Annotated in this window: 22 protein-coding genes and 1 pseudogene; 12 read left to right on the top strand and 11 right to left on the bottom strand. The window is 67.4% G+C overall.

Going from position 1 to position 23,756, the window contains the following annotated elements; translation table 11 throughout:
• Positions 1-71: 71 nt before the first annotated feature.
• From ACFCQI_RS09690 to ACFCQI_RS09650, 9 genes are all read left to right on the top strand, one after another.
• Complete coding sequence (locus ACFCQI_RS09690; protein ID WP_395116146.1) at positions 72-1,010, top strand: proline racemase family protein; 939 nt, start codon at positions 72-74, stop codon at positions 1,008-1,010.
• Positions 1,010-2,110 (top strand): NAD(P)/FAD-dependent oxidoreductase, encoded by a 1,101-nt coding sequence (locus ACFCQI_RS09685; RefSeq protein ID WP_395116144.1) that lies wholly within the window; start codon positions 1,010-1,012, stop codon positions 2,108-2,110. Before ACFCQI_RS09690 ends, ACFCQI_RS09685 begins: the two co-directional genes overlap by 1 nt.
• Positions 2,107-2,361, top strand: a complete 255-nt coding sequence (locus tag ACFCQI_RS09680) for a (2Fe-2S)-binding protein (RefSeq protein ID WP_395116142.1) — start codon at positions 2,107-2,109, stop codon at positions 2,359-2,361. Before ACFCQI_RS09685 ends, ACFCQI_RS09680 begins: the two co-directional genes overlap by 4 nt.
• Entirely contained in the window at positions 2,354-3,631 is a 1,278-nt protein-coding gene (locus ACFCQI_RS09675) for an FAD-dependent oxidoreductase (RefSeq protein ID WP_395116140.1), read from the top strand. The genes ACFCQI_RS09680 and ACFCQI_RS09675 overlap by 8 nt, the downstream gene beginning before the upstream one ends.
• A 21-nt stretch (positions 3,632-3,652) precedes the next feature.
• Positions 3,653-4,558: a dihydrodipicolinate synthase family protein gene (locus tag ACFCQI_RS09670; protein ID WP_395116138.1), complete on the top strand. Its 906-nt coding sequence runs from the start codon at positions 3,653-3,655 to the stop codon at positions 4,556-4,558.
• A 1-nt stretch (position 4,559) separates the two neighbouring features.
• Positions 4,560-6,155 carry an aldehyde dehydrogenase (NADP(+)) gene (locus tag ACFCQI_RS09665; RefSeq protein WP_395116136.1) on the top strand — a complete coding sequence of 532 codons (1,596 nt, stop codon included), beginning with the start codon at positions 4,560-4,562 and terminating at the stop codon, positions 6,153-6,155.
• The gene (locus tag ACFCQI_RS09660; protein ID WP_395116134.1) at positions 6,152-7,369 is read left to right on the top strand and encodes a M24 family metallopeptidase; all 1,218 of its coding nucleotides are present in this window, start codon (positions 6,152-6,154) and stop codon (positions 7,367-7,369) included. Before ACFCQI_RS09665 ends, ACFCQI_RS09660 begins: the two co-directional genes overlap by 4 nt.
• A 36-nt stretch (positions 7,370-7,405) precedes the next feature.
• Complete coding sequence (locus ACFCQI_RS09655) at positions 7,406-9,160, top strand: DUF885 domain-containing protein (protein WP_395116132.1); 1,755 nt, start codon at positions 7,406-7,408, stop codon at positions 9,158-9,160.
• Positions 9,161-9,275: 115 nt separating this feature from the next.
• Positions 9,276-10,844 carry an APC family permease gene (locus tag ACFCQI_RS09650; RefSeq protein ID WP_395116130.1) on the top strand — a complete coding sequence of 523 codons (1,569 nt, stop codon included), beginning with the start codon at positions 9,276-9,278 and terminating at the stop codon, positions 10,842-10,844.
• A 249-nt stretch (positions 10,845-11,093) separates the two neighbouring features.
• Here the strand turns inward: ACFCQI_RS09650 and ACFCQI_RS09645 are convergent.
• From ACFCQI_RS09645 to ACFCQI_RS09620, 6 genes and pseudogenes are all read right to left on the bottom strand, one after another.
• Positions 11,094-11,375, bottom strand: a pseudogene (locus tag ACFCQI_RS09645) (IS3 family transposase); the annotation flags it as partial.
• Positions 11,376-11,404: 29 nt separating this feature from the next.
• The gene (locus tag ACFCQI_RS09640) at positions 11,405-12,157 is read right to left on the bottom strand and encodes a helix-turn-helix domain-containing protein (RefSeq protein WP_395116128.1); all 753 of its coding nucleotides are present in this window, start codon (positions 12,155-12,157) and stop codon (positions 11,405-11,407) included.
• Between the two features lie 107 nt (positions 12,158-12,264).
• Positions 12,265-12,549: a hypothetical protein gene (locus tag ACFCQI_RS09635; RefSeq protein WP_395116126.1), complete on the bottom strand. Its 285-nt coding sequence runs from the start codon at positions 12,547-12,549 to the stop codon at positions 12,265-12,267.
• A 124-nt stretch (positions 12,550-12,673) separates the two neighbouring features.
• Positions 12,674-15,556, bottom strand: coding sequence for a collagenase (locus ACFCQI_RS09630; protein ID WP_395116124.1), 2,883 nt, complete (start codon positions 15,554-15,556; stop codon positions 12,674-12,676).
• 95 nt (positions 15,557-15,651) lie between these two features.
• Positions 15,652-16,557: a M9 family metallopeptidase N-terminal domain-containing protein gene (locus tag ACFCQI_RS09625; RefSeq protein WP_395116122.1), complete on the bottom strand. Its 906-nt coding sequence runs from the start codon at positions 16,555-16,557 to the stop codon at positions 15,652-15,654.
• 337 nt (positions 16,558-16,894) lie between these two features.
• On the bottom strand, positions 16,895-17,266 hold the full coding sequence (locus ACFCQI_RS09620) for a hypothetical protein (RefSeq protein ID WP_395116120.1): 372 nt from the start codon (positions 17,264-17,266) through the stop codon (positions 16,895-16,897).
• 108 nt (positions 17,267-17,374) lie between these two features.
• Between ACFCQI_RS09620 and pncA the strand changes: the two genes are divergently transcribed.
• Positions 17,375-18,004, top strand: coding sequence for a bifunctional nicotinamidase/pyrazinamidase (gene pncA, locus ACFCQI_RS09615; protein ID WP_395116118.1), 630 nt, complete (start codon positions 17,375-17,377; stop codon positions 18,002-18,004).
• An 85-nt stretch (positions 18,005-18,089) separates the two neighbouring features.
• Here pncA and ACFCQI_RS09610 read toward each other — a convergent pair whose 3' ends face one another.
• The 3 genes from ACFCQI_RS09610 to ACFCQI_RS09600 form a co-directional block, all read right to left on the bottom strand.
• Positions 18,090-18,278, bottom strand: a complete 189-nt coding sequence (locus ACFCQI_RS09610; RefSeq protein WP_395116116.1) for a CPXCG motif-containing cysteine-rich protein — start codon at positions 18,276-18,278, stop codon at positions 18,090-18,092.
• Positions 18,279-18,334: 56 nt separating this feature from the next.
• Positions 18,335-18,793: a putative toxin-antitoxin system toxin component, PIN family gene (locus tag ACFCQI_RS09605; protein WP_395121324.1), complete on the bottom strand. Its 459-nt coding sequence runs from the start codon at positions 18,791-18,793 to the stop codon at positions 18,335-18,337.
• Positions 18,794-18,932: 139 nt separating this feature from the next.
• Positions 18,933-19,982: a hypothetical protein gene (locus ACFCQI_RS09600; protein ID WP_395116114.1), complete on the bottom strand. Its 1,050-nt coding sequence runs from the start codon at positions 19,980-19,982 to the stop codon at positions 18,933-18,935.
• Positions 19,983-20,268: 286 nt separating this feature from the next.
• Between ACFCQI_RS09600 and ACFCQI_RS09595 the strand changes: the two genes are divergently transcribed.
• Both ACFCQI_RS09595 and ACFCQI_RS09590 read left to right on the top strand, forming a co-directional pair.
• On the top strand, positions 20,269-22,257 hold the full coding sequence (locus ACFCQI_RS09595; RefSeq protein ID WP_395116112.1) for a winged helix-turn-helix domain-containing protein: 1,989 nt from the start codon (positions 20,269-20,271) through the stop codon (positions 22,255-22,257).
• Between the two features lie 79 nt (positions 22,258-22,336).
• Entirely contained in the window at positions 22,337-22,591 is a 255-nt protein-coding gene (locus ACFCQI_RS09590; protein WP_395116110.1) for a hypothetical protein, read from the top strand.
• A 46-nt stretch (positions 22,592-22,637) separates the two neighbouring features.
• Here the strand turns inward: ACFCQI_RS09590 and ACFCQI_RS09585 are convergent, their stop codons facing one another.
• Both ACFCQI_RS09585 and ACFCQI_RS09580 read right to left on the bottom strand, forming a co-directional pair.
• On the bottom strand, positions 22,638-23,357 hold the full coding sequence (locus ACFCQI_RS09585; protein WP_395116108.1) for an HAD family hydrolase: 720 nt from the start codon (positions 23,355-23,357) through the stop codon (positions 22,638-22,640).
• On the bottom strand, positions 23,357-23,731 hold the full coding sequence (locus tag ACFCQI_RS09580; RefSeq protein WP_395116106.1) for a YciI family protein: 375 nt from the start codon (positions 23,729-23,731) through the stop codon (positions 23,357-23,359). The genes ACFCQI_RS09585 and ACFCQI_RS09580 overlap by 1 nt, the downstream gene beginning before the upstream one ends.
• Positions 23,732-23,756: the final 25 nt, after the last annotated feature.

The raw sequence follows: 23,756 nt of genomic DNA, 5'->3' as shown, positions 1-23,756 counted from the left end.
GTGCTCAATTCCGCATGGCGTGGCGCTGGACTTGCCTAGACGCTCCGATGGGGTGCCGCGAACATGAGCACATGCACACCATCCACGTCATCGATTCGCACACCGGCGGCGAGCCGACCCGCGTCGTCCTCGGCGGACTGCCCTGCCTGGGCGAGGGCAGCCTGAGCGAACAACGCCAGCGTTTTCGCGACAACCACGACGCGTGGCGACGCGCAGTGACCTGCGAGCCGCGCGGCTCGAGCGCCATGGTGGGCGCCCTGCTGCGCCCCGCGCAGAGCGCCGACGCATGCACCGGCGTGATCTTCTTCAACAACGTCGGCTACCTCGGCATGTGCGGGCACGGCACCATCGGGGTCGTCCGCACGTTGGCGCATCTGGGCCAAATCGCCCCCGGCAGGCACTACCTGGACACTCCCGTGGGCAAGGTCGGGGTGGAGCTGCACGAGGACGGGCGTGTTTCCCTGGACAATGTCAGAAGCCACCGGCACGCGGCCGACTTGCGCATCGACGTGCCGGGCTATGGCACGGTGCGTGGCGATGTCGCCTGGGGCGGCAACTGGTTCTTCATCACCCGCGATACGCCCTTGCCGCTGGAGCTTCGCCATCAACGCGCGCTGACGGCCTACGCCGAAGCCATCCGCCACACGCTGGAGGCCGCAGCCATCCGCGGCGCAAACGGCGACGAGATCGACCATATCGAGATCAATGCTCCATCCGCCACCCCGGGCGTCGACGCGCGCAACTTCGTGCTCTGCCCCGGCATGGAGTACGACCGTTCGCCCTGCGGCACCGGCACCAGTGCCAAGCTGGCCTGCCTTGCCGCCGACGGCAAGCTGGCGCCCGGGCAACTCTGGCGACAGGAAAGCATCCTCGGGAGCGTGTTCGAAGCGCGCTACACGACGGACGGGCGAGGCGTGCTGCCGCAGATCACCGGGACGGCGCACGTCACGGCGCGGTCGACGCTGCTGATCGACGACAACGACCCGTTTGCCTGGGGCAGCAGTGCGTAATGAGCCACTACGACCTCATCGTTGTCGGCGCCGGCATCGTCGGCGCCAGCTGCGCCGATGAGGCAACGGCAGCCGGCCTTCGTGTCGCCATCGTGGAACCTGGCCCCATCGGCGGCGGTGCCACGGCATGCGGAATGGGCCATCTCGTGGCGATGGACGACGATCCCGCCGAACTCGCGCTGGCGCGATATTCGCTGCGCCGCTGGGAGGATCATGCCGACCTCGCCGAAGCCGAATTCAGCCGCTGCGGCACCTTGTGGGTTGCCCGCAACGAAACCGAAGCCGCAGGCATCGCGCAGCGCGTCGCACGGCTCGAAGCCTCCGGCGGCGAAGCGGAGGCCGTCGACGCGCAGGCACTGTATCGGCTCGAACCGGCACTGGCGCCCGGCCTGTGCGGCGGCATGCTGGCGCCGCGCGAGGCCGTGGTGTATCCGCCGCGGGTGGCGCTGCACCTGGTGCGTCGCGCCCGGCAACGCGGCGCAAGTCTGTATGCCGGCCGCGCCGTGCGCCGGTTGGGCAGGGCCACGGTGACGCTGGACGACGGCACCGTGCTGGCCGGCCCGACCCTGGTCGCCACCGGTTGCGCGCTGCCCGAACTGCTGCCGCAACTGCCGCTGCGCCCGCGCAAGGGACACCTGCTCATCACCGACCGCTATCCAGGGCTGCTGCATCACCAGGTGCTCGAACTGGGCTACGCCAGCAGCGCGCACGGCACGGCCGGCAGCAGCGTCGCCTTCAACGTGCAGCCGCGTCCAACCGGGCAGATCCTGATCGGCTCCTCGCGCGAATTCGACGTGACCGATCCGGCCGTCTCCGGACCGATGCTGCAGCGCATGCTGCAGCGCGCTTTCGACTTCATGCCGGCCCTGCGCGGGCTGCAGGCGATCCGCGCCTGGACCGGGTTCCGCCCCGCCACGCCGGATGGACGTCCCTATCTCGGCGCCGTTCCGGACAGCACCGACCTGTGGGTCGCCGCCGGCCACGAGGGACTGGGCGTCACCACCGCGCTGGGCAGCGCCCGGTTGATGCTCGACCTGTTGCAGGGACGTCCACCGGCCATCGACCCGGCGCCCTACGCGCCGGCGAGGGCGCTCGCATGAGCGCGGCCGGCACCGTGCGGCTCAGCGTGGATGGCGAGCCGGTCGCCGTACCGGCCGGCAGCAGCGTGGCTGCCGCGGTGGCCAGCGTCGCCGCGGCCCGCTTCCGGCGTTCGGTGCGCGGCGAGCCGCGCGCGGCGGTGTGCGGCATGGGCGTGTGCTTCGAATGTCGCGTGCGGATCGACGACACGCCCCATCAGCGCGCGTGCATGACGCCGGCGCGGGAAGGCATGCAGGTCAGCACCGATGACTGAGCGCTACGACGTGCTGGTCGTCGGCGCCGGCCCGGCGGGGCTGGCGGCAGCGCGGGCCGCCGCCAGTCATGGTGCACGGGTCGGCCTGCTCGACGCGCAGGCCCGCCATGGCGGCCAGGTCTGGCGCCACGACGTGCTCCACGGCACGCCACGGCCTGCACGGAAAGCCTTCGACCTGCTTGCCCGTACCCGCGGACACGTGGAATGGCTGCCACAGCATCAGGTGATATCCGCCGACCATCGAACGCTGCTGGTGGAAACGCCGCGCGCAGCGGTGCGACTGTCCTGCGGTTCGATGGTGCTGGCGACCGGCGCGCGCGAACTGCTCTTGCCGTTTCCGGGCTGGACCCTGCCTGGCGTGACGGGTGCCGGAGGCATCCAGGCGCTGGCCAAGCAGGGCTGGCCTGTCCGCGGCAAGCGCGTCGTGGTGGCGGGAAGCGGTCCGCTGCTGCTGGCCGCCGCCGCCACGTTGCGTCGGCATGGCGCTCGCGTGCTTGGCATCTGCGAGCAGGCTCCGGCGGCGGCGGTAGCCGCATTTGCGATGCAGCTGTGGCGCTGGCCGGCGCGCGCGGTGCAGGCCGCGGTTCTGCACACGCGACTGGCCGGCATTCCCTATCGCTGCGGCTCGTTTGTCCGCATGGCGCATGGCCGCGACGCGCTATGCGGCGTCGACGTCGATGATCCACACGGTCCATTGCACATCCCCTGCGACTTGCTCGCCGTCGGCTACGGCCTGGTACCCAACGTCGAGCTGGCCAGCATGCTCGGCTGCGCGCTGGATCACACCCGGGTCCACCCCTGCGTGCGGGTGGACACCTTGCTGCGCACCAGTACCGCGAATGTGTACGCAGCGGGTGAGTCGTGCGGCATCGCCGGGCTTGCCGCTGCACGCATCGAGGGCAGCATGGCCGGCCATGCCGCTGCTGGATTCCCGGCAGCGGCGACTGCCCTGCTCCCTTCGCGCCAACGCGCACGCCGCTTTGCGGACCTGCTGGCGCAGCACTTCGCGCTCGACGCGCGCACGCGCACGCTGGCCGGCGCCGACACCATCATCTGCCGCTGCGAAGACGTGACGCTCGCGGCGCTGGACGGCTTCACCGACGCTCGCGCCGCCAGGCTCGCCACGCGCTGCGGCATGGGCGCATGCCAGGGCCGCATCTGCGGCACGACATTGGCCGAACTCGACCGTTTCCCGCACGGCGGCACCCGTCCGCCGCTGTTTCCCGCACGGCTGGCCACGCTGGCCACCGGCGATCCGTCTACCCCCTGACTACCAACGAGGCTTTTCCGCATGAGCAAGCAGTCCATCTGGCGTGGCGTCATTCCTGCCATCACCACGCCTTTCGCGGTCGATGGCAAGGTCGACCACGCCTTCCTCGCCAAGCACGCTCGCATCATGCTTGACGCCGGCTGCACCGGCATTGTGCCGCTGGGCTCGCTGGGCGAAGGCGCCACGCTGAGTTTCGACGAGAAGGTCGCGATCATGCGCACCCTGGTCGAGGCATCGGACGGCGCGCCGGTTGTCCCCGGCATCGCCGCGCTGTCCACCGGCGAGGCCGTGCAACTGGCGCGCGCGGCCAAGGCGGCCGGCTGCGCCGGGCTGATGGTGCTGCCGCCGTACGTGTATTCCACCGACTGGCGTGAAATGGGCGCGCACGTCTCGGCGGTGATCGCGGCCACCGATCTGCCGTGCATGATCTACAACAATCCGCTGGCCTACAAGACCGACTTCTCGCCCGCGCAGCTGGCGGCGCTGGCGGCCGACCACCCCAACGTGCAGGCGGTGAAGGAATCCTCCGGCGACGTGCGTCGCATCGCCGGCCTCAAGGCGCTGCTCGGCGATCGCCTGGAGATCCTGGTCGGCGTCGACGACATCATCGTGGAGAGCCTGCAGATGGGTGCAACCGGCTGGATCGCCGGCATGGTCAACGCGTTCCCGCGGGAATCGGTGCAGCTGTTCGAGCGCGCCAGCCAGCCGGGCGGTGTGGAAAACACCGCCGACCTCTACGCCTGGTTCCTGCCGACGCTGCGCATGGACACCGTGCCCAAGTTCGTGCAGCTGATCAAACTCGCGCAGGAAGTGGTGGGCCTGGGCAGCGAGCGCGTGCGCGCGCCGCGCCTGGTGCTGGAAGGCGCCGAGCGCGAAGCCGCGTTGCGCGAGATCCGTGCCGCCGTCGCCAACCGCGCGGGGCGCTGAGATGGATGTCCAGCCGTTGCTGATCGCCGGCGAATGGCGCGCCGCACGCGAATCAGCCGAAAGCTTCCGCGCCGTCGACCCATCCAGCGGGGAAGCGATCGGGCCGGCCTTCCCGGTCAGTGGCGAAAGCGATCTGCAAGCAGCGTTGACCAGCGCCTGCGCGGTGGCCGACGAGCTCGCCGGGGCGCCGCCGTCGGGCATCGCGGATTTTCTCGACGGCTACGCCCAGGCCATTGACGACGACGCGGCGACATTGGTTGCGCTGGCGCATGCGGAGACGGCGCTGCCGGCGGACACCCGGCTGGCCAAGGTGGAACTGCCGCGCACCAGCCGGCAGCTGCGGCTGGCGGCACGGGCGGTGCGCAGCTTCGCCTGGACACAGCCGGTGATCGATACCGCCGCCGGCCTGCGCGCGCATTACGCTCCCCTGCACAAACCGGTGCTGATCTTCGGCCCCAACAACTTCCCGCTGGCGTTCAACGCCGTCGCCGGCAGCGACTTTGCCTCGGCCATCGCGGCGCGCAACCCGGTGATCGCCAAGGCACACCCGTCGCATCCGGCGACCAGCCAGCGACTGGCCGAGCTCGCCCATCGGGCCTTGCTGCAGGCTGGCCTGCCCGCCGCGTCGGTGCAGATGCTTTACCACTTCGACCAGTGCCTGGGCCGGCGCCTGGCTGGCGACGCACGGCTCGGCGCGATCGGCTTCACCGGCAGCCGCAAGGGAGGCCTTGCCCTGAAGGCCGCCGCCGACCAGGCGGGCATTCCGGCATACATGGAAATGTCCAGCATCAATCCGGTGTTCCTGTTGCCAGGCGCGCTGGCCGAACGCGGTGCCGCGCTGGCGCAGGAATTTTTCGCCTCGTGCACGACAGGCAGCGGGCAGTTCTGCACCAACCCGGGGCTCGTCGTGGTGCCGGAGGATGCCGCCGGCGACGCTTTCGTCAGCACCGCCCTCGCGCTGTTCCATGCCGCACCGCCGGGCGTGCTGTTCTCCCGTGGCGTGCTGGAGCAACTCGACCAGGCAGTGGGCGCGCTGCGCGACTGGGGCGCCACTTGCCTCGTCGGCGGCGCTTCGGCCGGGCCGGGCTACCGCTACCGACCCACCTTGCTGCAGATCAGCGCGCGCTCGTTCCTCAAGCATCCCGCCGAGTTCCAGCGCGAGGCGTTCGGTCCGGCCAGCCTGCTGGTGCGCACACGCGATGCCGACGAGATGCTGGCCTTGGCGGCAAGCCTCGAAGGCAACCTTACCGGCACGCTTTACGGCGCCACCGATGGCAGCGACGACATGGCACCGCTGGCGCGAGTCCTGCGCCCGCGCGTCGGCCGCCTGATCGCCAATCGCATGCCTACGGGCGTCGCCGTGAGCGCCGCGATGAACCACGGCGGGCCATACCCGAGCACCAGCCACCCGGGCTTCACCGCGGTGGGCATGCCGGCCGCGATCCGCCGCTTCGCCGCGCTGCACTGCTACGACAACGTCGCCGATGCGCTGCTGCCGCCGGAGCTGCGTGATCGCAACCCCGGCGGCGTCGCGCGACAGGTGGATGGCTGCTGGCGCAACGACGACCTTGAGCCCGAACGGAGTCCTGCACCATGACGAATGCGCACACCCATCGACAGATCGGCGGCCTCGACCTCGCCCGGGCACGCGCCGGCCTGACGCGCTGGCCGGTCGTCGCCGCTTCGATCGGTCGCGACGAGTACCAGCAGCGCCTTCTGCACGCGCGCCTGCTGATGCGCGAGCATGGCGCCGATGCGCTGCTGGTCACCGCCGGCGCATCGCTGCGCTACTTCACGGGGATCGCCTGGGGCGCCAGCGAGCGACTGGTCGGTTTGCTGCTGACGACGCGCGGCAAGCCCATTCTGGTCTGCCCCGGGTTCGAGACCGGCTCGCTCGAGCACGTGCTGCAAATCGACGCCGAACTGCGCGCGTGGGAGGAACACGAAAACCCGCATGCCCTGGTGGCGGCAGCGCTGCGCGAGCGCGGCGCCGGCAATCTGGCGCTCGACCCGGCCGCGGCGTACACCGTCGCCACGCGCCTGCAGGCCGTACTGGGCGAGCATCGCCTCGCCGACGCCAGCCCGATCATCGACGGCTGCCGCATGCGCAAGTCCGCCGCCGAGCTGGCCCTGATGCAGCAAGCCACCGCGATGACGCTGCAGGTGCAGCGACTGGCGGCGGGCGTGCTGCACGAAGGCATCAGCAACCATGAGCTGGTGCGCTTCATCGACGAGGCGCATCGTGCACTGGGCGCCGACAACGGCTCCACCTTCTGCATCGTGCAGTTCGGCCAGGCCACCGCCTACCCGCACGGTATTCCCGGCGAGCAGCGGCTGACCGCGAACGAGCTGGTGCTGATCGATACCGGCTGCGCAGTGCAGGGCTACAACTCCGACATCACCCGCTGCTACGTGTACGGCCGCCCGACCGCCGAGCAGGCGCGGATCTGGTCGCTGGAACAGGCCGCACAACGCGCCGCGTTCGACGCGGTACGCCCCGGCGTGCCGTGCGAGGCAGTGGACGCCGCCGCGCGCGCGGTGGCGGAGCGTGCCGGCCTTGGGCCGGATTACCGGTTACCCGGCATCCCCCACCGCACCGGCCACGGCTGCGGCCTCAGCATCCACGAGACGCCCTACCTGGTGCGCGGCGACACCACCGCGCTGGAGCCGGGCATGTGCTGCAGCAACGAACCGATGATCGTGCTGCCCGACCGCTTCGGCATCCGCCTGGAAGACCATTTCCACGTCACCGCCGACGGCGCCGCCTGGTTCACCGAACCGTCGCCCGCCATCGACCAGCCGTTTGCCTGACCCGCATGCCCTGATCCACGCCATCGGAGCGCCGCCATGTTCGACTTGACCGACCGCCCCGGCATCGCCTCCATCGCCACGGCGGCGAGCGACGATCACGCCGGACGCTTCCGCGCGCTCTCCTCTCAGGAATGGACGTGGCGGCAGGCCCAGTTCGCCGGCGCCGACGAAGAAGACGTCCAGGCGCAACTGGCCGATCACCTGCCGCGCGTCGACGCCGCCACCCAGTCCCTGCGCGAACGCTGTTGGACCGATGTGCTGAACCAGCTCGACGCCATCCCCGTCGATGCATTGCACCGCGACGAGCAGGTCAGTTACCTGGTCTACCGCAACCAGGTCGAAACCCTGCTGGCCGACCAGCACTTCCGCACCTGGCAGATGCCGTTCAACAGCGACACCTCGTTCTGGGCCAACCTCGGCTTCACCGCGCGTCGGCCGCTGCGCAACGTCGCCGACTACCGCCGCTACATCGGACTGCTGCGTGACATCCCACGCTACTTCGACGAGCAGATCGCGAACATGCGTGCCGGCCTTGCGCGCGGCTTCAGCGTGCCGCGGGTGGCCCTGGCCGGACGCGATCAGGCGATCGCCGCGGTGGTCGATGCACGCGGCGTGGACAGCCTGTTCTACACGCCGTTCCGGCAGATGCCCGCAAACATGCCGGCGGACGAACAGGCGCGCCTGCGCGCCGCCGGCCTGGCGGCCATCCATGATGCCGTGGCGCCGGCCCACGCGCGGCTGCTCGACTTCATGCGCAACGTGTACATGAAGCAGGCGCGCGACAGCCTCGCCGCCGAGGCGATGCCGGACGGCGAGGCGTTCTACCGCGCGCAGGTCCGCAAGTTCACCACGCTGGACATGAGCCCCGATGCGATCCATGCGCTGGGTCTGCGCGAGGTGGCGCGCCTGCACGCGGAGATGGAACAGGCCATCCGCGAGACCGGCTTCCAGGGGAGCTTCGCTGCGTTCCTGCATGACCTGCGCACCGATCCGAAGTTCTACCCGAAGAGCGCCGACGAACTGCTCAGGCAGGCCGCCTGGATCGCCAACCGGGTCAATGGAAAAATCGGCCAGTACATCGGCCGGCTGCCACGCCAGCGCTTCGTGATCGAGCCGGTGCCGGCGGATCTGGCGCCGTTCTATACCGGCGGCCGCGGGGGCGCCGGCTACTACATGGTCAACACCGGCGACCTTCCATCGCGCCCGCTGTATGCCCTCACCGCACTGACCCTGCACGAATCCTCTCCCGGCCATGCCCTGCAGATGCCGCTGGCGGCCGAGCAGGAGGATTTGCCGGCATTCCGCCGCAGCAACCACCTCTCCGCCTATACCGAAGGCTGGGCGCTGTACTCGGAACGGCTCGGCGTGGAAATGGGTTTGTACGACACGCCCTGGGAGCGCTTCGGCTACCTCGGCTACCAGATGTGGCGCGCCTGCCGGCTGGTGGTCGATACCGGCATCCACCATCTGCAATGGAGTCGCGAACAGGCACTCGACTACCTGCGCGAGTACACCGCGCTGGGCGAACACGAGATCGAAACAGAAGTGGATCGCTACATCGCGTGGCCGGGCCAGGCGCTGGCTTACTACCTTGGCGAAATGGCCATCGTGGATGCACGTGCGCGCGCCGAAAAGGCGCTGGGCGAGCGCTTCGACCTGCGCGCCTTCCACGACACCGTCCTGGCGCTCGGTTCGGTGCCGCTGCCGGTGTTGCAGCAGCAGGTCGACCATTTCATCGCCGAAGGCGGCAAGTCGCCCTACGCCGACGAAAAGCCCTGCAAGTCGCCCTGACCACCGCGGTGCTGCGCGGCCGCAGGCCAACGCAGCGCCCACGCCCGCACTCACTTCCCTGTACCCGTGCGTTGCGGTCGCAGGCCCCCTCCAAGCCGTTGCCGGATCACGCCCCATGTCCTCGACCGGAAAGTTTCATCGACAGCTGAGCCTCACCGACCTCACCTTTATCGGCCTGGGTGCCATCTTCGGCTCAGGCTGGTTGTTCGCGGCCAGCCATGTCTCGGCCATCGCCGGACCAGCCGGGATATTGTCCTGGCTGATCGGCGGTGCGGCGGTGCTGCTGCTGGGCCTGGTGTACTGCGAGCTGGGTGCGGCGTTGCCGCGTGCCGGGGGCGTGGTGCGCTATCCGGAATACTCGCACGGCCGGTTGCTGGGTTCGCTGATGGGCTTCATCACCCTCATCGCGTTCTCCAGCCTCATCGCCATCGAGACCGTGGCCTGCCGCCAATATGCGGCCGCCTGGTTTCCCGCCTTGAATCGCGACGCAAGCGGCGCCCCCGCCCTGCTGGGCTGGCTGGTGCAGCTGGCGCTGCTGACGCTGTTCTTTGCGCTCAACTATTTCAGCGTGAAGACCTTTGCCCGGGCCAACAACCTCGTCAGCATCTTCAAATTCCTGGTGCCCCTGCTGGTCATCGTGGTGCTGCTGTCCCACTTCCAGCCACAGAACATGAGCCTGCACGGTTTTGCACCTTACGGCTTCAGTGGCGTGGAGGGAGCGGTCTCCGCCGGCGGCGTCATCTTCGCCTACCTGGGACTGACCCCGATCATCTCGGTGGCCAGCGAGGTGCGCGACCCGCAGCGCACGATCCCGATCGCGCTGATCCTCTCGGTGCTCCTGTCCACGGCGATCTACCTGCTGCTGCAGGTGGCCTTTCTGGGCAGTATCCCCACGCACATGCTGGCGCAGGGCTGGGGCGGGATCGGTGCGATGTTCTCGCTGCCCTACCACGATATCGCCATCACCCTGGGCATCGGCTGGCTGGCTGCGCTGGTGGTATGCGATGCGGCGATCTCGCCCAGCGGCACCGGCAACATCTACATGAACGCCACGCCTCGCGTGGTCTACGGCTGGGCACGCAGTGGCTCGTTCTTCAAGCTGTTCGCGCGCGTCGATGCCGACTCCGGCATCCCGCGCCCCGCGCTGTGGCTGAGCTTTGCGCTGTCGGTGTTCTGGACCTTGCCGTTCCCTTCGTGGGAAGCCCTGATCAGCGTGGTGTCGGCGGCCCTGGTGCTGAGCTATGCCGTGGCGCCGATCACCGTGGCCGCCCTGCGCCGCACCGCACCGGAACTGCCGCGACCGTTCCTGGTACGTGGCTTCGGCCTGCTCGGGCCGCTCTCCTTCATGGTGGCTACCCTGATCGTGTACTGGTCGAGCTGGCAAACCGTGTCATGGCTGCTGGGCCTGCAGATCGTGCTGTTCGCGATCCATGTCCTGTGCAGGCTGCCGTCGCCCGAAGGCCGCTCCAAACTGCGCCAGGAGGTGTATTCGTCGTGGTGGCTGGTCGCCTACTACGCGCTGCTCATCGCATTGTCCTGCCTGGGCAGCTTCGGCGGCAGCAACCTCCTCGGCCATCCCTGGGATTCGCTGGCCGCCACCGTCGTGGCGCTGCTCATCTACCACTGGGGCGCGCGCAGCGGACTGCCGGCCCACTTGCTCGACCTGGGCCGCGATGACGACTGAGCGCCCGCCACATGGCGCACCTGTCCGGCGTTTGCTGCACGACGGCCTCCAGCGCTGCCGAGGGCGCGCATGAGCATTGACGCCAAGACCTTGGAACCGGCAACCGGACTATCAGACACTTGGGAATCAGCTCGCCACGGGCACCGATCAGTTTCCGGCTTCTTGCCGGCGCGGGTATCCTGCTGCTGATTCCGCCGCTCATCAATCGCTTGGTGCATGGCGTGCGTTGAATTCAGCGGCAGAACACAGGGATGTCGCCAACTTCAGGATCTCGTTGGCCCGACGCAGCTGCTTGACCTCACGCTCGAGTTCTTTCACTCGCTGCGCCTCAGCCGCGGTTACGACGCCGCGGACACGGGTGTCGACCTCATGCCGCTGCGCCTAGCCCAGCAAGGTTGCCGGCACACAGCCGATCTTCGGCGCCATCGACTCCACCGCGGTTCACAGCGATGGGTAATCTCCGCGGTGCTCCTGCGCCATGCGGGCCGCGCGCTCGCGAAGTTCGGGGGAATACTTCGTGGACTTGCTCATGGCTCCATCCTCTCAGGAGTTGGAGCCCCTCAAATCCCGGGGCGGTTAAGCTGGCGGTATTGGCGAGGAGTGAGGCCGGTAAGATTGCGGAAGTGCCGCGACAAGCCGCTCTGGTCGCAGAAGCCAGTGAGCTGGGCGATCTCGCCGATGGGTTTGTCGGTGCGAACCAGCCACTGGGCGGCCGAATCAATGCGCAACTTGAGCAAATAGCGCGCTGGCGAAAGCTGGAACAGCTTGCGCATGCGCCGCTCGAACTGGGCGGCAGTCAATCCGCTCAGACGCTCCAACTGCATCTCGCGCAACGGCTCGCACAGGTGCGCGTGCATGTACTCGACGGCATCGGCGAAGGCGCTATCGATCATCGCCGAACGTCCCGGTTCGTGCAGATCGCGCGAGACGCATGCGAGGCCGACCACTTGGCCGGCACTGTCGTGCAACGGCATCTTGGTGGAAATGCACCAGCCAGTGGCGTGATCCGGATACAGCGTAAGGTCGAGGCTGTCCAGCACTGGTTTGCCCGTGCGGAAAACCTGCTCGTCCTGTCGTGCGTAGCGCTCGGCCATGGGTGCCGGAAACAGGTCGAAAGCAGTCAGGCCGACCGCATGCGCCTTGCTCGGCAAATGGCAACGCGCGACCGCTGCGGCGCTCATCAATACGTAGCGTCCCTGGCGATCCTTGATCGAATACACGATGTCGGCAAGGCGATCGAACAGGCCCTCGACATAACCCTGCGATGCAATGCGACCCAGAAAGGTCGCCTGCCACTCCCATCTGTCCCGCATTCCCCACCCCGATTTGCCCGATTCGACGGTAACCGTCGGAAATAGCAAAAACCGTGTACGACCCCACACAAATTGTAGTGAACCGACATGTATGGAAGCCGAAGACGTTACGTCACGTCAGGCCGCGGCAGGCGGTCGTTATAAAGCGTCTGGTGGCGCTCGATCGTGGCGTGGAGATTCTCACGCGAGCGAAAGCGCGTGGTCGCCAGTATGTCGCTGATGCGCTCGCTGAAGTGCTCGACCATGCCGTTGGTCTGCGGATGGCGGGCGATGATCAGGCGGCGCTGGATGCCGAACAAGGCGCACTCGCGATCGAACGCGTGCTGGCCGGTCCGTGCTTTGGCCTTGCGGGTGAAGCGATCGGTGAACTGGCTACCCCGGGCGCGCGTCATCGACGCGCTGCTCGTTGCGTCAACTCCAGTACACCTGCGTCTTCCGCTGGCCGAGGGGGCCGGCCCCGCTGCGGGGCCGGCCCTGTCATCCATTTGAGAGCTTAGAGCGATACGCTTTCGAAGATTAAGGATGCGATCCCGTAATCGACCAAGCGCCCGATCCCAAGGTGGATTCCACGAAGAAGCTGTAACTATGCCCCGCGGTCGCCGTGAACGTGAGATTCAGTGGGCCGCTACCGCTCTTTTCCTTCAGCACCTGGTTGGCGCTGTTGTCGATCACATCGAATCTCCATTGGGTACCCGACGGAACACTGAGCGTCGCCGTCGCGTTCCCCGCCCCACTCGTGAATTGAGGGGTATAGGCGTAACCGCCCTGCGTAGCGACAGTTCCCGCGAAGCTGATGTTGCCACCGCCCCCGGTACCGCCGCCGGCATAGCTACCCTTCAGCGTCACGCCCGAGTACGCCGAATACCCATTCACCATCACGGAGTAGGTACCCGCTTGCACATTGGCAATCGTGCAGGTTTCGTTGTTGCCACCGATATACGGGCGGCAATCGTAACTGCTCGTGGTTGCCGCAGAACCGAACTTCACGTACAGGTCTGCATCACCCGTGCCTCCCGATATCGAGAACACCAGGTTCGTGGCTCCTGCAGGCACCACCATCGTCCAGTTCTGCGGATGATTGGCTGACGCATCTGAAATCGCCACGCCCACACCATTCGTCAGCACGCTGCCGGAGCTGCTGGCCCCGGTGCCCGTGAGACTGGCCGTCTGCGGACCGTTGGTTGCGTTGTCGCTGACGGTCAAGCTGCCCGTCCGCGTTCCGCTTGCTGTCGGCTTGAAAGTCACGGAAACGGTGCAGCTTGATCCGCTCGGCAGCGCGGAGTTGCAATTGTTGGTTTGCAAGTAGTCGCCCGATATCGACACCGAGCTGACCGAAAGCGTGCCAGGACCGTTGTTGATCAACGACACGTTCTGGGCCGCACTCGTGGACCCCACATTCGTGCTGCCAAAGGTCAGGCTGCCCGAGCTGAGCGATGCCGTCGGGCCACCGCCACCGCCACCGCCGCCACAGCCGCCGGTACCACCGTTGTTCGCGAAGCAGGTTTCGAACGCTTCGAACTCCGAGCTGTAGCTGTTGCGAATACCGTCCATGAACGTGTGGTAGCTGGTGCCGTATGCACCCGCGCGGAAGATCCCCAACATCGTGTCGATGTCCGCACGATGGTTGTTGATCATGAAGTTGACAGCGAGATAGCCGCCCGGATACGTCCTGTCCTCATAGTTGGACATGTCGTACGTATTGTCGAACAGCGTCGGGAGAGTGTAGGAGTGATTCGTGGCGGTGCTGACGGCCCCCGAATCAACCAGATTGCGATACGAATAACTGACGTACTCCGCGAAGCCTTCGATCCACCACACGGTCGAATAAGGAAGGTCGGCATTCGACGTCGGTGCAGCGGAAAAATCCCCCGCCAGGTCGTACTTGGCATCCATGTAGTGCGTGAACTCGTGCCAGAGATTCCAGATCTCCCAGTCGGCCGTGATCCAATCGGCGTGATAGCAGTAGAAATGAGCGACATTGCCGGGCTGCGAGGGGTCACCCTCCATGCTCAAGCCGCCATTGTTGGTGCTGATGCCATACAGGTAGCCGGCGTAGGTCGCGTAATCAGCTGAAGAGTTGAACTCGTCGATTTCGAGGCCGATCGTGTTGTCGCCGGCAACCGCGCCGGAGTCTTGCATGAGGCCATGAATATAGGCGACCTCATTGTGGAGCGTGGCGCAGGAATCGCTGAACTGTTGTGCCGTCATGCCCTGTGAAACGATCTTGATCGCATCGCCGGGGCACTGATACGTCTGCCCTTGCACATACGCCTTGACGTCCGCCTTGGTGTTGCAGGTCCCGTAATAGCTGCAGTTCGCGCTGTCGTAGTAATCCTGACCGGACACCGCGGCAATGAAGATCGACGGACCGTTGTTGGTGTAGTTGTAGCTGGAGATGACGCCGGCCACCAAGGGCTTGGCCGTACTGACGACATTGGCCGCGTAGACGGTGTTGTCGAGGAAGTGCGCCAGTTCGCCGGCAGCGTCACGCGTCAACCATTCGTTGGAAGTGTTGGCGTTGAAGCTGCTATGGGTGACGAAGTCGTACAACGTGGTGACCATCGAAGTATCGGAGTTCACCGTGCTGACCCAGTCCGGCTGCCAGGCACCCTGGAAATATGCAGTCAGAACCGAATCCATCGCCGCCTGCATGTTGTAATAGGCGTTGTAGCTGCTGTTGTAATCGTTCAACAGCGCCTTGTACCTGCTTGCGTAGCGGGCTTCCTGATTTGAGCTGGCCGTCAGGGTAATGACCTCATTCAACACCGCGCCGTGGGCGTCATTCACGTCGTAACTGTGCGAGCTGGCAAAGAAGGCATCCAGATACGCAGTCACGCCTGAAGTGACACTGGACGGGTACGTGGGGATCGAGCTCGAGTTGTAATACTGGACGTAATATCCAGCGCGGAGATACAACGCGAATTGCTGCACGCCGGTGGTGTCATCGCCCGGATACGACGCGGCATACGCGGCGGCGTAGTTCGCCACCGCGCTCATCTTGCTCGCCGAGAACACCGAGGCGCCGGTACTTCCCGAAACGCTGAAGAGCGTATTGAGGCAATCGAGTGTAGAGGTCCGGACCAACTCGCCCATCGTGCTGCTCGAGGCACTGGCGAAGGCATTCGTGTCGCAACTGGCAACTGCAGCGGCAACTGCAGCGGTATGGCTCCTGGTGTCGAGCTGCGCGAAATGCTTTGCCTGGGTCGAGTTGTCGACGATGAACCGTGCAGATGAGGTCTGTGGGCTGTGGTCGTAGTCCAGATAGCGTTCAGGGAGCCGAGCGCCGACAGGCGGCCTGGGGCGGAAGTCGGGAGTACCGGACTTGGCGTGCACGATCGCCTTCACCGCATTGGCATTTGCCGCCGGAGCGGGTCGCATCGAACGCTTGTGCTGGCTCACGCCCGATGCCAAGACACTTTGCGAGAACAAGACCAAGAGAAGGGCAAGTGACGATGTCTTTAACGTCGTCTTGAAAGTCGGGGGTCGCGTACGGTTCATGCTGAAATCTCCTTGGAGGAGCAGACATTCGGAGCCTGCTCCAGCTCTGTGAGGGAACAAACAACGGCGACTGACGAAAATCTGATCCTTCTGGTGTTGCTGCGCGCCACCGGGATGGATTTCGCGGGGATTCGGTCACTCCTGCGAATTTGCCGGCGTGAACGGATGTGCTTCACGCCACCTCCCCAAGAGACGGTGACGCTCGCGCTCCAGCACAGGATCTCGAGTGCCGATCCTGCATGCAGATCAAACTGTCCAGGGCCTGTTCCCGGCGATCTCCGACTTCGCCGCGCCCACCCCCAGCGGCTCTGGACCTGCGAAAGATTGAACCGGTCGGGTGTGCGGAGATAGGCGGAAACGCCCGCGTCGAGTAGCGAATACGCCAAAAAAGCCGGCGAAGCGCGTCCGCATTTCGTGTGACCGGGTGCACCGGATTGCAGTGCGTTGGCGATGGTGACCATCTTCGCCTGGTTGAACACCTGGCCGGCGCTGGCACCAGTCACGCTGAACAAGGTGTCGATGCAAGCGTCCACCGACGAGTTGCGTACCAAGGTGACCAGGCTGCTGCCGCCGGCCGACGCAAACGCGTTGACATCATGGGTGGCGGCGGCCGCCACGCTCATGCGCAGCGAAGCCGACGGATTGCGCTCCGGGCGACCGTAGTCGGCGTACAGGTGAGCCTTCGACGACGATTGCGGCGGGCGCCCGCTCGGCTTGGGTAGGCGGGCCTGCCGATGCCGTACCGTTGGCAACAAGCTGGTGGTGCGCAAGGCAGTCGCGGCGGGTGCCGGTGCCTTTTTCCGGGCCTTTGTCGGTGCCGCATAGCGCGGCAAACTGCATCCGGGCGTCAACAGCGACAGGCTGGCGCATCGCGGACGCGATTTGCGTGCGCAAGTATTCATGTTCCCCTCCAGCAAAGGCCCCCCGTGGCCTGGTTCATCACGCATTGGATGCGCATGGAGTGCGCTCCCGACGCATCGACGAACCGAGCGCCATGCTACGGGCCAACCATGCTGTCGCTCTAGGCGATCCTGGCCAGGACTGGCGCTGAAGTCGGCATGAAATTCTCCCGGACGGCGATGCGATGGCGCTGGCGTCGCGCACCGGCGCACGGAGGCGACTCCCGGATGACGAGTGCCATCGGCGCGTCGATCACTTGCAAATCGGGTGCAGCCGACGGCTTGAGTTCACTGCGCGAGAGCGAGGCTCGCCATCCGGAGATGGACGGTCAACTCGCCATCACGTCCGTGCGTCGCTGCCGCCACGGCTGCGTCGATCCCCACCGCACGATGCGTACCCCACGCCGATGCCCAGCGACACGCCGAGCAACTCGCACAGCACGCGCAGGCCGAGGTGCTCCGGATCGTGCATGCCGGCCAGCACCGCTTGCAGCAGGGCGATCGACTGCAGGTTGGCGTAGTTGAGATAGAACATGTCCCACAGGTCGCCGCTGACGGTGAGCACGCAGGCCAGCAGGAACGCCCAGCCGATCTTGCGCGCGGCGCTCCAGCCGCGGCGTCGGCCCAGCCAGTGCAGCGCCAGGAACAGCAGTAGCCCGGCCGCTGCCGAGATCGCGCCGGCCTGCAGGCCGCCGACGATGCCACTGCCCATCCATGATTGGTCGTAATGCACTGCTCTGCCCCTTCGGGATGCCGCGCGCGTGTCCGCCTGCCGCGCGCGCACGCTAGACTGCCGCTCCACCTGTCCGGAGCAGTCTGCATGACTCACGCCGTTTCCGCCACGACGGCCCTGATCGTGGTCGACGTGCAGCCCGACTTCATGCCCGGCGGAGCGCTGGCCTGCCACGACGGCGACGCGATCATCGACGGCATCGACGCGCTGCTGCGCGCGCGCCGCTTTCGCCATGTGGTGGCCACGCAGGACTGGCATCCGCGCGGCCACGCGTCGTTCGCCAGCTCGCATCCGGGCCGTGCGCCGTTCGACGAGATCACCCTGCATGGCCAGCCGCAGACCCTGTGGCCGGATCACTGCGTGCAGGGCACGGCGGGCGCCGCGCTGCATCCGCAGGTGGACTGGTCGGCGCTGGACGCAGTGATCCGCAAGGGCAGCGACCCGGGCGTGGATTCCTACAGCGGCTTTCGCGAAAACCACGGCCCGCAAGGCACGCGCCCCGGCACCGGCCTGGCCGGCTGGCTGCGCGAGCGCGGCGTGGACGAGGTGGTGGTGTGCGGACTGGCGCGCGACGTGTGCGTGCTGTGGACCGCGCAGGACGCCGTGGCGCTGGGCTTTCGCGCGCGCATGCTGTGGGAGCTCACCCGCCCGGTCACCCCGGCCAGCGACGAAGCCACCCGCGCCGCGTTGCTCGCGCAGGACATCGACGCCCTGTAGGAGCGCACCCTGTGCGCGATGCTCTGCCCACGGATTCGGGATTCGCAAGAGCATCGCGCGCGGAGCGCGCTGGCATGAAGTTCGCTCAGGCGTCGTTCTCGCCGCGGGCACGCACCGCGATCGCGCCGTCGTCGTCCACGTCCACTGTCAGCGTGATCGGGCGGCAGCATACCTGGCAGTCCTCGATGTATTGCTGGCTGGGGATCGATGCGTCGAGCAGGATTTCGACGGGTTCGCCGCAGTACGGGCAGTCGATGGTGTGGGGCGTGAGCATGGCGTGTCTCCGCGGATGGCCGGGCCAGTGAAGCACGGCTCCGGGTGACGCGATCGTCAAGCGTGGCGCAACGACCACGCCTGCGGCAGGCCGATCCAGAACAGCGCGTCGCGCTTGCAGCGCGGGGCCAGCTTCAGCAACTCGTTGTCCTTGCTGACCAGCCAGCGCGCACCCGCGGCCTGTGCCAGTTCCAGGAATTTCTGATCGTCCGGATCCCCGCAGCGCGGAAGCGGCATCTCGGGCGACGCCGTGGCCTGATCGTCGGGCAGGCAGTGCACCAGGGCATCGAACGCGGCCTCGACGCCGGGCCGTGCTTCGGCGGTGAGCGGCACCTGCGGATAGTGCAGCACGCGCAGCCATTCGGCGCGGCAGTCGGCGCGCGTCACCGCCTGGATGCGGCCCTCGTGCATCGCCACGTGCAGCGCGGCGGACTGCGCATCGTGGAACAGGAAGATGTCCAGGCACACGTTGGTGTCGAGCACCACACGGGGCACATTCGGGAATGCGGCGATCATCGGCACATGATGCGGCAAGCGGGTCACGCGATGCACGTGATGCCTCCCCCGCGGCACGGACGAGCGGGCTCCGGCTGCGCATGCGGTCGCGGCGACGACCACCGCCGCGACCGCATGTTCCGTCCCGCCGACGCAGGGTTCAGTGCGTGCCGTGTCCGTGGTGATCGTGGGACCGGCCGCGCCCGTGGCGATCGTCGTGCCCGTGGTGCTCGTCGTGGCCGCGTCCCCACGTCAACCTGACGCGCGTGCTGACGTAGACATCGCCCGGGTCGGCCGGCACCTGGGCGAAGTGCTTGCGGCCGAAGTACAGGCGGGTGCCGTCGCTGGACAGCGTGGCGCGGGTTTCCGCGCCGTCCGCCGTGTTGACCGCGGGATTCTCGATCCGGCCGCGCACCGTCCATGGCGAAGCGGTGTTCGGGCGCGTGGCGTACCAGATGTCCTGGTTGCGCGGATCGGCGCTGGCCCGGTTGCTGCTGAACACGATTTCCAGCCCGTCCCTGCGCACGTTGGGCATCAGGTCGGCGGCATCGGTACTCAGCTCGGCCACGCGCACGCCGGGCCCGAAGCTGCCGTCGGCACGCTGGCGGCTCATGTAGATGTCATGGCCCTTGCTGTCCGGATAACCATCGCTGGAGAAGTACAGGAAGGTACCCTGGGCGGTTTTCACTACCGACGGGCTGTATTCCGAACCCTTGGTGTTCGGGCCACCGTCCGCATAGCCGCCCAGATCCACCGGCGTCGCCCAGCCGTGCGCGGGATTCTCGCGGGTCAGAAAGATGTCGCCGGCCGGCGGGCTGCCGGGCGGCGGCGGCGGCATCGCCTTGCAGCCGGTGCAATCCTCGGCGTTCTGCCGCGAGCTGACGAACAGCAGCCACTTGCCGGGCAACGGCGTGGGACAGTAGTCGGCGGCCGTGGGCGAATTCGCCGGTGCGCCGAGGTTGGTGACGTGGTCCCAGCTGCGCATCGCGACATTCCGCGTGGCGCGCCAGTTGTCCAGGCCGCCATTGCGGGTGGACATGAAGTACAGGTTGTCCCCGTCCGGCGACTCGATCGGACAGCCTTCGGCGGCCGCGGTGTTGACGCCGGGCGCAAGCTGCGCGTTGCTCCACGCGCCGTAGTGCTGCGCGTAGACATTGGCGGACAGGATGGCGGCGATGGCCAGTGCGCACTGTGGGTACTTGCGGTTCATGGGTCTCTCCTTGCATGGGTGTGGACGACCGCGGAGAAAACCCTTCCCCGCGGACTGGTTGCGCCATGGCGACGCGTCGCTCACCCTGTGCAGGCGCGGGCATCGCGACTGCACGCGAGCGTGCCGGCGAGGGCCGGCGCGCCCAGCTTCGGGGGTGTGGCGCGGCGGGTCTTGAGGCGGCCGCTCGGGAAAGACTGGACTTTGCTTGGATTCCTTGGGAAAACATTGGGGTCGCCCGCAGCACCGGTTTTCGTCCACTCTCGTGCGCTACCCGCCACAGGACGCCATGGACCCGTCAACGCCCGCCCCGCTCGCCTTCGACGACTGCACGATCGACTTCGCCGGCCGGCGTCTGTTGCGCGGGGGCATCGGACAGCCGCTGGAACCGAAGGCCTTCGCCGTGCTCGCGCTGCTCGCCGGCACGCCCGGCCGCGTCTTCACCCGCGACGAGATACTCGACGCGGTCTGGGGCCACCGCCACGTCACCCCCGGGGTGCTGAACCGGCTGATGACCCTGCTGCGGCATGCGCTTGGCGAGGACGCGAAAGTGGCGCGCTACCTGCACACCGTGCATGGCGTGGGCTACCGCTTCGACCTTCCGGAAGCCACGCCCGACGCGCCGTCACGGGCCGTCCCGGTCCCCGCGTCGCAAGCGCCGACGATGCCGGTGCCGGTGCCGGTGCAGCCTGCCGCGTCACATCCTCCGATGGCCCGGCGGCGCGCCGGCGACCGGCACGGCATGGCGCGCGCCATGTGGTGGCTGCTGCCGCTGCTGGCGCTGCTCGCGGTGGCCGGCTGGCAGTGGTGGCCGCATGCGCCGAGCGCGCCGAAGCCGGCGCCGGAGCGCAGTATCGCGGTGCTGCCGCTGGTCAACGCGAGCAACGACAAGGGACAGCAGTTCTTTTCCGACGGCTTGTCGGAAAGCCTGATCAACTCCCTTTCCCGCTTCAGCGGGCTGAAAGTGATCGGTCGCGATTCCGCTTTCCAGTTCCGCGGCAGCAGGGACGACAGCCGCACCATCGGCCGCAAGCTGGGTGTGTCCTACCTGCTCAGCGGCAGCGTGCAGCACGTGGGCGACGTCGTGCGCATCAACGCCGCGCTGACCAGGGCCGCCGACGGCAGCACGCTGTGGGCCGAGCACTACGATCGCCCGTACCGGAACCTGTTTGCCCTGCAGGACGAAATCGCGTCCGCGGTCATCGGTGCGTTGCAGGTGAAGCTGCTGTCGCCCGGCGAATCCGTCAGGCATGACGACCGGCCGCCCAGCGGCAGCATCGATGCCTACAACGCCTATCTGCAGGGCCTGAAGCATTGGCACGACGAGGATTTCCGCCGGGCATCCGAATACATGGCCAAGGCCGTGCAACTCGACCCCGGCTATGCGATGGCATGGGCACACCTGTCGGGATCGCTGAGCACCGTCGCCACGTTCTCGAACGAGCCCGCCGAGGCCACCCGCCAGCACATGAACGAGGCAAGGCGCGCAGCGGACCAGGCGTTGCAATTGGCGCCCGGGCTGGGGGCGGCCCACGCGGCCCGCGCCTACCTGATGGTCTACAGCTTCGACCATCGCGGCGCCCTGGCCGAATGCCGTCGCGCCGTGCAACTGGCGCCGGAGGACGGGACCGTCCTCAATGGCTGCGGTTATGTGTTTGCCCAGGTCGGGAAACTGCGCGAGGCAATCCGGTCGAGGCAGCATCTGCTTTCAATCGAGCCGCTGTACATCATCAATTACCAGCAGTACGCGAAGCTGTTGCTGGCGTCCGGCCGGCTGGACGAAGCGGAGAAATACCTTGGCACCGCCGAAAGCCTGCCGCAGACGAACGCGCACTGGCGCTACTCATCCTTGTTCCTGCGCATGGCGGTTGCCCTGGCGCGTGGCGACGCGGTCAAGGCCATGGGCAGCGCGCTGCAAATGCCCGCGAAGTACCGCGACCCGTACACGGCGCTGGCGGCCCAGATCGGGCCGGATCGCGCCGCCGCGGACACCGCGCTGGCGAACGCCCTCGCCGGCAAGGCCGAGGCGAACGCCGATCCGCATCTGATCGCGCAGATCTACGCCTTGCGCGGCGATGCCGGCCACGCCGTGGAATGGTTGCAGCATGCTTCGGCCGCCGATCTGCTGTTCCTGCCGACCGATCCGTTCATCCTGAACCTGCGCGACGATCCGCGCTTCATCGCCTTCTGCGAAAGGATCGGCCTGCCGCCCCCGGGCGAAAGCGAAGCGTTGAGCATCGACCAGATCCGCGCCGCGAACGGCACGCGCAACCGCTGAGGCGCGGGAAGCGCCGGGATCGGCGGCAAACCCGGACCCAGCCGATACAATGCGGGCTTTCCGAGCGGAACCGACGACCATGGCCGAGCGCGCGTTCGACGACTACCTGGCCCGCTCCGGCGCCACCCTGGAAGGCTCGCGCTACGCGGCGTGGCTGGCGATCACGCCGCGCCGCCACGGCTTTCCGGTGTATTACGCGATCTGCGAGAACCGCAGCTTCCGCGACAAGGACGTGGCCGAAGCCGCCGCGGCGAAGGCGCTGGCCGACATGACCGGGCTGGAGGCGGACGGCACGCCGATCTTTCCCGAGGACTACACCGGCTTCGACGATTAGGCGGGCCGGACCGGCTCGTGGCGATGGACGGCGGGTGGTGCCCGCCCTACGCCGCGGCGGCCAGGGCGCGCAGCCGTTCCACCGCGGCGGGGATGGCCGCGGGCGCATCGACGGTGAGCATGCGCGGCTCGTCGGCAGCCAGGCCGTTTTCCAGTTCGTGCGCCCAGGTCACGTGGTAGGGCATGTGCACGCCCCAGCCGCCCAGGCGCAATACCGGCTCGATGTCCGAGCGCAGCGAGTTGCCGACCATCGCGAACTGCGCCGGCTGCAGGTCGAACTCGCCGAGCACGCGGCGGTAGGCGGCGGCGTCCTTCTCCGAGACGATCTCGATGCGGCGAAACAGGTCGGCCAGGCCCGATTGCGCCACCTTCTTCTCCTGGTGGAACAGGTCGCCCTTGGTGATCAGCACCACCTCGTACTGCTGCGCCACCGCCTCGACCGCGGCGCGGATGCCCGGCAGCAGTTCCACCGGATGCTGCAGCACGGTCTTGCCCAGCTCGATCAAGGCGTGGATGTCGGCCGCGCCGATGCGCCCGTCCGAGACCGCAATGGCGGTTTCCACCATCGACAGCGCCATGCCCTTGGCGCCGTAGCCGAACAGCTTGAGGTTGCGCTGCTCGGTAGCCAGCATGCGCTCGTGCACATCGCGATCGGCCACGTCCACGTAGCGCGCCATGATCGCCGCGAACGCCTCGCCAGCCTGGTGGTAGTAGCCCTCGCTGTGCCACAGCGTGTCGTCGCCGTCGAAGCCGACCAGTTGCAGCATCAGGCGCCCACCCGTGCGCGTACCGCATCCATGTCGCGCACCGGGCGGATCTCGATGGCGCCGGTTTGCGACCACGGGAACGACTGCGCGATGCGCACCGCCTCGTCCATGTCGGCCGCCTCGATCAGGTTGAAGCCGCCCAGGTATTCCTTGGTCTCCGCATACGGACCATCGACCACGCTGGTGCGACCGTCGCGCACGCGCACGGTGCGCGCGGTCCCCGGCGCTTCCAGCTGCTGCGAATCGAGCAACTGCCCCTGCGCGCGCAACGCGTCGGCCTTGCCGAAACAGCTTTTCATGCGGCTGTCGAACTCGCCCTCGGGCAGCGCGTCCAGCAGCTGGTCGTCGCAATAGATCATCACGAGATATTTCATGGCGTCCTCGGCGGGGAAGGCGGGG

The organism is Rhodanobacter sp. FW102-FHT14D06 (assembly GCF_043950705.1).
In the GTDB taxonomy this organism is placed as follows: Bacteria; Pseudomonadota; Gammaproteobacteria; order Xanthomonadales; family Rhodanobacteraceae; genus Rhodanobacter.
This window is presented reverse-complemented; position numbering and strand designations above follow the sequence as displayed.

Coding starts and splice junctions, on each gene's coding strand:
- ACFCQI_RS09625 (WP_395116122.1), bottom strand. CDS start 16,557: ATGAATACTTGCGCACGCAAATCGCGTCCGCGATGCGCCAGCCTGTCG.
- ACFCQI_RS09610 (WP_395116116.1), bottom strand. CDS start 18,278: ATGCTCACGCCCCACACCATCGACTGCCCGTACTGCGGCGAACCCGTC.
- ACFCQI_RS09600 (WP_395116114.1), bottom strand. CDS start 19,982: ATGAACCGCAAGTACCCACAGTGCGCACTGGCCATCGCCGCCATCCTG.
- ACFCQI_RS09605 (WP_395121324.1), bottom strand. CDS start 18,793: ATGATCGCCGCATTCCCGAATGTGCCCCGTGTGGTGCTCGACACCAAC.
- ACFCQI_RS09660 (WP_395116134.1), top strand. CDS start 6,152: ATGACGAATGCGCACACCCATCGACAGATCGGCGGCCTCGACCTCGCC.
- ACFCQI_RS09670 (WP_395116138.1), top strand. CDS start 3,653: ATGAGCAAGCAGTCCATCTGGCGTGGCGTCATTCCTGCCATCACCACG.
- ACFCQI_RS09650 (WP_395116130.1), top strand. CDS start 9,276: ATGTCCTCGACCGGAAAGTTTCATCGACAGCTGAGCCTCACCGACCTC.
- ACFCQI_RS09620 (WP_395116120.1), bottom strand. CDS start 17,266: ATGGGCAGTGGCATCGTCGGCGGCCTGCAGGCCGGCGCGATCTCGGCA.
- ACFCQI_RS09595 (WP_395116112.1), top strand. CDS start 20,269: ATGGACCCGTCAACGCCCGCCCCGCTCGCCTTCGACGACTGCACGATC.
- ACFCQI_RS09580 (WP_395116106.1), bottom strand. CDS start 23,731: ATGAAATATCTCGTGATGATCTATTGCGACGACCAGCTGCTGGACGCG.
- ACFCQI_RS09690 (WP_395116146.1), top strand. CDS start 72: ATGCACACCATCCACGTCATCGATTCGCACACCGGCGGCGAGCCGACC.
- ACFCQI_RS09635 (WP_395116126.1), bottom strand. CDS start 12,549: ATGACGCGCGCCCGGGGTAGCCAGTTCACCGATCGCTTCACCCGCAAG.
- ACFCQI_RS09585 (WP_395116108.1), bottom strand. CDS start 23,357: ATGCTGCAACTGGTCGGCTTCGACGGCGACGACACGCTGTGGCACAGC.
- ACFCQI_RS09680 (WP_395116142.1), top strand. CDS start 2,107: ATGAGCGCGGCCGGCACCGTGCGGCTCAGCGTGGATGGCGAGCCGGTC.
- ACFCQI_RS09685 (WP_395116144.1), top strand. CDS start 1,010: ATGAGCCACTACGACCTCATCGTTGTCGGCGCCGGCATCGTCGGCGCC.
- ACFCQI_RS09640 (WP_395116128.1), bottom strand. CDS start 12,157: ATGCGGGACAGATGGGAGTGGCAGGCGACCTTTCTGGGTCGCATTGCA.
- ACFCQI_RS09675 (WP_395116140.1), top strand. CDS start 2,354: ATGACTGAGCGCTACGACGTGCTGGTCGTCGGCGCCGGCCCGGCGGGG.
- ACFCQI_RS09590 (WP_395116110.1), top strand. CDS start 22,337: ATGGCCGAGCGCGCGTTCGACGACTACCTGGCCCGCTCCGGCGCCACC.
- ACFCQI_RS09665 (WP_395116136.1), top strand. CDS start 4,560: ATGGATGTCCAGCCGTTGCTGATCGCCGGCGAATGGCGCGCCGCACGC.
- pncA (WP_395116118.1), top strand. CDS start 17,375: ATGACTCACGCCGTTTCCGCCACGACGGCCCTGATCGTGGTCGACGTG.
- ACFCQI_RS09655 (WP_395116132.1), top strand. CDS start 7,406: ATGTTCGACTTGACCGACCGCCCCGGCATCGCCTCCATCGCCACGGCG.